9 protein-coding genes and 1 riboswitch are annotated in these 8062 nt (G+C 25.3%); of the genes, 8 read left to right on the top strand and 1 reads right to left on the bottom strand.

The genetic code is table 11. The features are described 5' to 3' along the window. The first annotated feature begins 309 nt into the window (after positions 1–309). Positions 310–1119, top strand: a complete 810-nt coding sequence (hisJ, locus tag Q5F54_RS08050) for a histidinol-phosphatase HisJ (RefSeq protein WP_302334208.1) — start codon at positions 310–312, stop codon at positions 1117–1119. A gap of 335 nt (positions 1120–1454) precedes the next feature. Here the strand turns inward: hisJ and Q5F54_RS08045 are convergent, their stop codons facing one another. Continuing rightward, complete coding sequence (locus Q5F54_RS08045) at positions 1455–2189, bottom strand: glycerophosphodiester phosphodiesterase (protein ID WP_302334207.1); 735 nt, start codon at positions 2187–2189, stop codon at positions 1455–1457. 399 nt (positions 2190–2588) lie between these two features. Between Q5F54_RS08045 and Q5F54_RS08040 the strand changes: the two genes are divergently transcribed. From Q5F54_RS08040 to Q5F54_RS08010, 7 genes are all read left to right on the top strand, one after another. Next, positions 2589–3332 (top strand): TatD family hydrolase, encoded by a 744-nt coding sequence (locus Q5F54_RS08040; protein WP_302334206.1) that lies wholly within the window; start codon positions 2589–2591, stop codon positions 3330–3332. A gap of 56 nt (positions 3333–3388) precedes the next feature. Then, a riboswitch (TPP riboswitch) is annotated at positions 3389–3489 on the top strand. Between the two features lie 171 nt (positions 3490–3660). Beyond that, a complete protein-coding gene (locus Q5F54_RS08035; RefSeq protein ID WP_286313154.1) occupies positions 3661–3957 on the top strand; it encodes an MTH1187 family thiamine-binding protein in 297 nt (98 codons plus the stop codon). After that, positions 3926–4687: an ABC transporter permease gene (locus tag Q5F54_RS08030; RefSeq protein WP_071120202.1), complete on the top strand. Its 762-nt coding sequence runs from the start codon at positions 3926–3928 to the stop codon at positions 4685–4687. The genes Q5F54_RS08035 and Q5F54_RS08030 overlap by 32 nt, the downstream gene beginning before the upstream one ends. Positions 4688–4697: 10 nt before the next feature. Continuing rightward, positions 4698–5699 carry an ABC transporter substrate-binding protein gene (locus Q5F54_RS08025; protein ID WP_276704075.1) on the top strand — a complete coding sequence of 334 codons (1002 nt, stop codon included), beginning with the start codon at positions 4698–4700 and terminating at the stop codon, positions 5697–5699. Further along, positions 5680–6399, top strand: coding sequence for an ABC transporter ATP-binding protein (locus Q5F54_RS08020; protein ID WP_302334205.1), 720 nt, complete (start codon positions 5680–5682; stop codon positions 6397–6399). Before Q5F54_RS08025 ends, Q5F54_RS08020 begins: the two co-directional genes overlap by 20 nt. A gap of 350 nt (positions 6400–6749) precedes the next feature. Beyond that, positions 6750–7724: a hypothetical protein gene (locus Q5F54_RS08015; protein ID WP_071120205.1), complete on the top strand. Its 975-nt coding sequence runs from the start codon at positions 6750–6752 to the stop codon at positions 7722–7724. A gap of 104 nt (positions 7725–7828) precedes the next feature. After that, positions 7829–7951: a hypothetical protein gene (locus Q5F54_RS08010; RefSeq protein ID WP_278335244.1), complete on the top strand. Its 123-nt coding sequence runs from the start codon at positions 7829–7831 to the stop codon at positions 7949–7951. Positions 7952–8062: the final 111 nt, after the last annotated feature.

Raw genomic sequence — 8062 nt, 5'->3', positions numbered from 1 at the left:
TGCTTAGTGATTCATAAGTAATTTGTCTGATTTAAATTGACAATTCAGGATTATAAAAATATAGCTTGTTAAAATCTAGTATTTTCAGTAAATATATTTACCTAGAACAACGAGTTAATATAGTAATGTTTAATTAATAAAAATAAGTATCACTATTAAACATAATAATATATAGTAGGTAATATAATTAAGGGTGGAGCTTTACAAAGAGTAAATAAGTGATGCCAGACGTAGTTAAAAAAGATATAATATATTTAAATCAAGTTGCTAAGATTAAAAAGTTAGTCTTGGCAGTATAGGAGGTATTTTATGAAAGATGGACATATCCATTCACCTTATTGTCCGCATGGGAGTAGTGACAGATTTGAACAGTATATAAAAAAAGCAATAGAAGTTGGAGTTATGGTAATGACTTTTACCGAACATTTTCCTCTTCCTAAAAATTTCAAGGATCCTTCACCAGAAAATGATAGTGCAATGAGTGAAGATCATTTATTAGCTTATTTTAATGAATTAAAAGAGCTTAAGGAAAAATATAAGCATAGTATTAAGATAAATATAGGTGTTGAAGTTGACTACATAGAAGGATATGAAAAAGAGATAAAAGAAATGTTGGATAAGTATGGTGAATATATAGATGATTCTATATTATCTGTGCATATGATAAAAATAAATGATGAATATCATTTAATAGACTATAGTCCAGAAAAGTTTGGCGAGTTAGTTGATTTATTAGGCTCAATAGAAAACGTTTACTATAAATACTATGATACTGTTAAAATGGCTGTAAATAGTGACTTAGGAAGATATAAGCCAAGAAGAATAGGCCATTTAAATTTAGTTAGAAAGTATAATAAAATTTATCCATATGACTATAGTGGTAATGAAAAGTTAGAAGAGATAGTAAAGATTGTGAAATCTAAAGATTATGAATTAGATTTTAATGTATCAGGATATAGAAAGCCATATTGCAATGAGGCTTATATTGATGGTTATTTATTAAAACTTGTTAGAGATTATAATGTTAAAACTATTTTAGGTTCAGACTCTCACACACATGATACTGTTGGGTATAAAATGAAAGAATATAACAGATTAATGGAAGAACTGCAATTTTAATTATGGCTATGCATCTATATATTTATCTTAAAACTTAAATTATAAAATAACTAGATGTAAGTATGCTAAATGATTAAATTGGTTATTCAATTATAATCGATGAAGATAAAGTTGCAAACTATTAGGGATATCAGATATATAAATGATAAATTTTTAGATATAAAATAAAGGAGTTTTTAAAGATAACTCCTTTATTTTATATTTAGTTTTTCTTATATATCAAAGTATACTGTAGATGATAATACAAATCTTAATATATTAAGTGGTAATTTATATATTTACTTACTATAATAATTTACAGCTTACAAAAATAAGTGAATCTTAATAAAACTCAATTAATATTCTTTTATGATTTCATTCATTAGCTCAGGGTAATCTGAAAATACACCATCTACATTATATTTAATCATTTTTTTCATTATTATAGGGGTATTTACAGTGTATACAAATACTTTTAGTCCATTTTCATGGGCAAGGTTTACCATTTCTTCAGTAACTAAATCTCTAGAAATATTTATACTATAAACACCTAATTTCTTAGCATGTTCAACAACATTAGCTTCAGGTGCATAGTTTTTTTCATGGTCATAAAGAGCACCGTATTTTAAGTTATTATCTAATTCTTTAAATATCTTTATACATTTGTGATTAAAGCTTGATATTAAGACTTTTTCTTCAAAGTTATATTCTTTGATTAAATCAATTACATCTTGTTCTAAATCATAGTGGATTAAATCTGTTTTAGCTTCTATATTTAATATTATATCTGTATTTTTTATAAGTTCAAATACTTCTCTTAGTGTAGGAATTTTACAGTTTAAATTTTCGATAAACTCAAATTTTCTACAATTAAACTTTTTAAGCTCAGATAAAGTATAGTTCATCACAAGACCTTTCCCTTTAAATGTTCTTTGAATATCTTCGTCGTGGATTACGACTAAATGTCCATCTTTTGATTTGTGAACATCAAGTTCAATACCATAAACATCAAGAGCTAAAGCTTTATCAAAAGCTAAAATAGTATTTTCTGGATAGTCACCACTAGCACCTCTGTGGGCAAAAACTTTCATTAATTATACCTCCTCAATTTAATAGCTCTCTTCAAGTATTCATTATATTATATAATAAAATATATAGTGATAGTATATAATTATTGTAAATGTATTTTCTAAAAGTAAGATACACTACTTTAATCTTTTATATAAAGTATATAGAACCATATGTACTGTTTCGCTACGTATGGGTTTATATTAAAAAAAGTTAAGGTTACTATATGTAGGTTAAAATATTTTCTATTTTATTAGAATATCTTTTTAATTATAAATTTCCAATTTTTATATCAAATTATTTAGTAACTATATGTATTAATAGTTACATAAGAGCTACTAGTTTGTTAGAATGTAAATATAAAATAAATATTTTAATATGTTATAATAGAATATAGTTTAATTATAATAAGCGAGGTAAAGATGTATATAGACTTTCATAATCATATAGACTTTTATAAAGATGAGGAAATAGATAGTGTAATAAATTGTATAAATTTAAATAAGATAATGACAATAGCATGTTCAATGGATGAAGAAAGTTATTTAAATAACATAGAAATTTCTAAAAAAAGTGATTATATAGTGCCTATATTTGGTATACATCCATGGAGAGTAAAAAATAATATAGAATTAGATAAGTTTGAAGACTATATAAAAAATACTCCATTAATAGGAGAAATAGGACTAGATTTTCATTGGGTAGAAGAAAAATATACATATCCGTATCAAATAAAAGTATTTGAATACTTCTTACAGTGTGCAAAAAAATATAATAAATATATAAATGTACATACTAAAGGCTGTGAAGAATTAATCCTAAACTTACTTAAAAAATATAATGTATCATCTCAAACTATAATACATTGGTACTCTGGGGATAAAGATACACTAAAAAAATTAATAGATGCAAAATGCTATTTTACAGGAAGTGTTGATTTAGGATATATAAAGCACTCTAAAGATATAATAAAAGAAATACCAGTAAATAAATTACTTGCAGAAACTGATGGTCCAACAGCTCTTCAGTGGGTAAATGGGGTTTACGGCATGCCTGATGAAATAAAAAATGTATATGAAAATATATGTACAATAAAGAAATTAGATATTGAAGAATTTAAATTAAATTCTCAAACTATTATGACAAATATTATGAAAAATAAATAAATTTGTAAAAAATTAGTTGATATTAAAAAAATATCTGATACAATCATAGTATAAAACATAATATGCAGGGGAGCTAGCTTGCTGAGAGGAGATAATATATCTCGACCCTTAACCTGATTTGGATAATGCCAACGTAGGGAAATTATTAATTATATTGTTAATTTATATATAATTATAATAAAGGAGCTATCTCTATATTTTAGAATTTTCAGAATTCTATTTAGAGACAAGCTCCTTTATTTATTATAAAGCTAATAAAATAATACACTGAGTCTAAAATAAGATATATTCTTATTTATATAAAAATAAAAAAGATAGGAGGAAAAATATGATAATAGCAGATATTGCAGTAGTACCATTAAGACCTTACAAAGGTGAAGAAGAAATGTATAAAGTAGTAGATGCATGTATAGAAATAATACAAAATAGTGGATTAAATTATGAAATAGGTGCTATGAGTACAACAGTAGAAGGGGAATTTGATGAGGTATTTGAAATAATAAAAAAAGCACATAAACTACCTTTTGAACTGGGATGTGAAAGAGTTATAACAACTGTTAGGATAGACGAAAAGTTCGGAGGGTTAACAATAAATGACAAACTTAAAAATCACAGACAAGTTTAAAGACTCTCTTTATCCAATATTAACTTTTCTAGCTATAATAATAGTTTGGCAGGCTGTTGTTGAAATTAAAGATATTCCACAATATATACTTCCAACACCAATAGATATAATAAAAGTATTTATAACTGATTATCAAAACTTATTTGATAATACATTGGTAACGTTGTATGAAACTATTTTAGGATTTATATTAGCTTTATTAGTTGCACTTACATTAGGAATTATCATGGATTTTGTAAGTGTAATAAGAAAGTGCTTATATCCCATATTAGTTGTTTCTCAAACTATACCAACAATAACTATAGCACCACTTTTAATTATTTGGTTTGGTTTTGAAGCATTACCTAAAATTTTAATGGTTGCATTAACTTGCTTTTTCCCAATACTTATAAGTTTTGTGGATGGATTAGAAAATATAGATAAAGATTATTTAAACTTATTTAAAACTATGAAAAGTAGCAAACTACAAACTTTTATACACTTAAAATTACCAATGTCAATTGATAAACTATTTTCGGGGATTAAAATATCAGTTACATATATGGTAGTTGCAGCAACAGTTGCAGAGTGGTTAGGAGGAACTAAGGGACTAGGGGTATATATGGTAAGAGCAAAAAGTGCATATGCACTAGATAAGGTATTTGCATCTACTATAATAGTCGTTGTACTTAGCTTAATATTTGTAGGACTTGTTAACATAGCTAAAAAAATAATTATAAAACATAAATAAGGAGAATGAGATGAAATTAAAAAAAATTGTATCATTAGGGTTAATAAGTACACTTAGTTTAAGTATACTTTCAGGATGTTCTAAAAAAGAGGATAAAAGTAGTGAAGGTTTACAAGATGTAACTATGGTGCTAGATTGGACACCAAATACTAACCATACAGGATTATATGTTGCACTTGAAAATGGATATTTTAAAGATGAAGGATTAAATGTAAAAATAGTACAGCCTTCAGAAGGAGGGGCTGCAACACTAGTTGCAACAGGAAAAGCTGATTTTGGTATTAGTTATCAAGAAGAGGTTACATACGCTAAAACAAGTGAAGATCCACTTCCAATAAAAGCAGTAGCAACAGTAATACAACATAATACTTCAGGTTTTGCATCACCTAAATCTAAAAATATAACTTCACCTAAAGATTTTGAAGGAAAAACTTACGGTGGTTGGGGATCACCATCAGAAGATGCTATACTTGATGCAGTTATGAAAAAGGAAAATAAAGACTTTTCAAAATTAAAAGTATTAGATGTTGGAGAAGATGATTTCTTTACAGCAGTGAATAAAAATGTAGATATGATGTGGATATTTGAAGGATGGACAGGAATAGAAGCTAAACAAAGGGGAGTAGACTTAAACTATATACAACTTAGAGATTTAGATGAAAGGTTAGATTATTATACTCCAGTTATAATATCTAATGAAAAGTTATTAAATGAAAATCCAGGGTTAGCTAAGAAGTTTTTAAATGCAACATCTAAAGGATATAATTATGCTGTTGAAAATCCAGAAGAAGCAGCAAAGATATTAGTTAAACACGCACCAGAAATAGATGAAAATTTAGCAATAGAAAGTCAAAAATACTTAGCTAAAGAATATATATCTGATGCTAAATACTGGGGAGAGATGAAGGATAGTGTATGGAACAATTATACACAATTCTTAAAGGAATATAATTTAATAGAAAAGGATTTAAAAGCAAGTGATGCATATACAAATGAATTCTTACCACAATAAAGAAAAATTAATTTTAAGTAATGTTAGTAAAAGTTATAATAATACGTTAGTTTTAGAAGATATAAATATAAAAGTAAATGAAGGGGAATTAGTAACAATATTAGGCCCAAGTGGAAGTGGTAAAAGTACTATATTTAACATAATCACAAATCTTACTCAAAAGGATAATGGCAATGTTTATATAGATGGTAAAATAAGTTATATGCAACAAAAAGATTTATTATTACCATACAAAACTATTATAGATAATGTAAGTTTACCTTTAATATTAAATAAAGAAAATAAGAAAAATGCACAAGAAATTGTTAGACCATATTTTAAAGAATTTGGGCTTGAAGGTTATGAAGATAAATATCCAAGTGAACTTTCAGGTGGTATGAAGCAAAGGGCTAATTTTTTAAGAACATTTATAAATAGCAATGACTTAATGTTACTTGATGAACCTTTTGGAGCACTTGATTCTATAACAAAAACTAACATGCAAAAATGGCTACTTAATGTTAGAGAAAAGTTTAATTCAAGTATAATTCTTATAACGCATGATATAGAAGAAGCTATAACTTTATCTGATAGAATATACTTAATATCACAAAAGCCATCTAGTATAAAGGCTGAGTTTATTTTAGAAGATAAACATAAATATGAATTTGGAAGCAGTGATTATATAAAATTAAAAAAGGATATAATAAGTTTATTGTAATCTAGTGTAAATTAAATGATAGGGATGTTTAAAGTACTTATTTAAGTATTTTAAACATCCCTATTTTGTTATATAAAATAAATATTTATTTAATATATTGGTAAGTTTACAATAATAAAATTATACAACGTTTGAAAGGTAAAAATATATATGATTAATATTTTTACTTAGATCATGTATATTTAATAAGTAACTATTAAGTTGTGGAGCTAATAGCTAAATACTTACTAGTAATAAACTATTAATTAGATAAATTAGTATATCTTAAATTAATAAAATGTTAAAGTTAGCATATTATAGGCAAAGTTGTTAAACATATTACTAATAAAAAAATATAAAAGAGGTATATTATGTTTAAAAGAAGACTAACAAGTTTTTTAACAATAATATTAATAAGTAGCACATTAGTAATAAATTCACAGGAAAATAAACTAGATAATCTTATATTAGGAGGACGTTGTTTAGAAGAACCTAAGATAGAGGAAGATATTAAGGTAGATAATGAAGATGATGTATATAGTTTAGAAAGATTTTTTAGACCATCAAATATGTCTATATTAAATACTAAAAGAAATTTAATAAGTATTGATGATTATGGTAAAAATCCATCTGATATTAAGCTTAACAAAGAATTATTAAAAACTCCTAAAGATACTATAATAAATTATTTTAGTATACTAAGAGAAGCTGCAAATCCTATGGATAATACACAAACAGGATGTGGCTCATTAGGTGATACTAAAGGACCATATCCTTTAGCTTATAATTTTTTATCTAAATCATATAAAGAGAAGGTATCGTATAAAGAATACTTTAAGTCTTTTGAAAATCAATTGCATATAAACTTGATTAAGTTAAATGAAGTTCCACCAGATAAAAATAGACCTAATGACATAAAGTATTTTGTAGAGTTAGAAGTTATAGAAGGAACAGATAAACCAAAAGGTGTATTTGCATATTATTATGGATATATTTATTTGGAAAAAGAAGATAGAGTATATAAAATAAAAGATATGATGTATGCACCCGAAAATTATTTATGTGCTCCATATCATGGATGGTCATGGGATGCAAAATCTCTTGTTGAAATTGAATATGGTGGATGGTGCTCATTAGTAGATGGAGAAGTTACTGTAAAAGATGATGGTTATGAAAGAAAAGCATATTTTAAAGATAAAGATAAAAATGAGTACTATGTGCTTTTTTACCAATTAACTAATGGCGTAGATATAAAAATAGCAGATTATAAAAAAAATAAAGATGGAAAATGGGAACTTATATATATTAATCCTGAAAAGTGCTTAGAAAATAAAAACAATCTATAAGTAACTTATGTATAGGACATATTTAAATAACATATATATTAACATAATTAGATATGAATTATATAAAGAAAGCGTATATAAAAAATATATAGGAGATACAAAATATGAAAGTAAAAATACCATCACCTAAAAGTGAATTTGTAAAAAAAGCTTTCGTTATTTTAGTAACAGGAATATTACCTTTTTCATTAATAGTTAATAAGCAAAATGAGGATTCATCTAAATAAAAGATTATTAGAAACTATTTTATAAGAATCACTATGATATTATTCATAGTGATTCTTTAGTTTATTAGTATAATTAAATTTAAAATATAAAAAATAAAATAAAGTATATAA

Source organism: uncultured Romboutsia sp. (genome assembly GCF_958366745.1).
GTDB classification, from domain to species: Bacteria; Bacillota; Clostridia; order Peptostreptococcales; family Peptostreptococcaceae; genus Romboutsia; species Romboutsia timonensis.
Note: the sequence above shows the minus strand (reverse complement) of the source record. Positions and strands in the feature narration are given on the sequence as shown.

What these genes read in the sequence shown, in the direction of transcription:
- hisJ (WP_302334208.1), top strand. Translation starts at nt 310, where the DNA reads ATGAAAGATGGACATATCCATTCACCTTATTGTCCGCATGGGAGTAGT.
- Q5F54_RS08045 (WP_302334207.1), bottom strand. Translation starts at nt 2,189, where the DNA reads ATGAAAGTTTTTGCCCACAGAGGTGCTAGTGGTGACTATCCAGAAAAT.
- Q5F54_RS08040 (WP_302334206.1), top strand. Translation starts at nt 2,589, where the DNA reads ATGTATATAGACTTTCATAATCATATAGACTTTTATAAAGATGAGGAA.
- Q5F54_RS08035 (WP_286313154.1), top strand. Translation starts at nt 3,661, where the DNA reads ATGATAATAGCAGATATTGCAGTAGTACCATTAAGACCTTACAAAGGT.
- Q5F54_RS08030 (WP_071120202.1), top strand. Translation starts at nt 3,926, where the DNA reads ATGACAAACTTAAAAATCACAGACAAGTTTAAAGACTCTCTTTATCCA.
- Q5F54_RS08025 (WP_276704075.1), top strand. Translation starts at nt 4,698, where the DNA reads ATGAAATTAAAAAAAATTGTATCATTAGGGTTAATAAGTACACTTAGT.
- Q5F54_RS08020 (WP_302334205.1), top strand. Translation starts at nt 5,680, where the DNA reads ATGAATTCTTACCACAATAAAGAAAAATTAATTTTAAGTAATGTTAGT.
- Q5F54_RS08015 (WP_071120205.1), top strand. Translation starts at nt 6,750, where the DNA reads ATGTTTAAAAGAAGACTAACAAGTTTTTTAACAATAATATTAATAAGT.
- Q5F54_RS08010 (WP_278335244.1), top strand. Translation starts at nt 7,829, where the DNA reads ATGAAAGTAAAAATACCATCACCTAAAAGTGAATTTGTAAAAAAAGCT.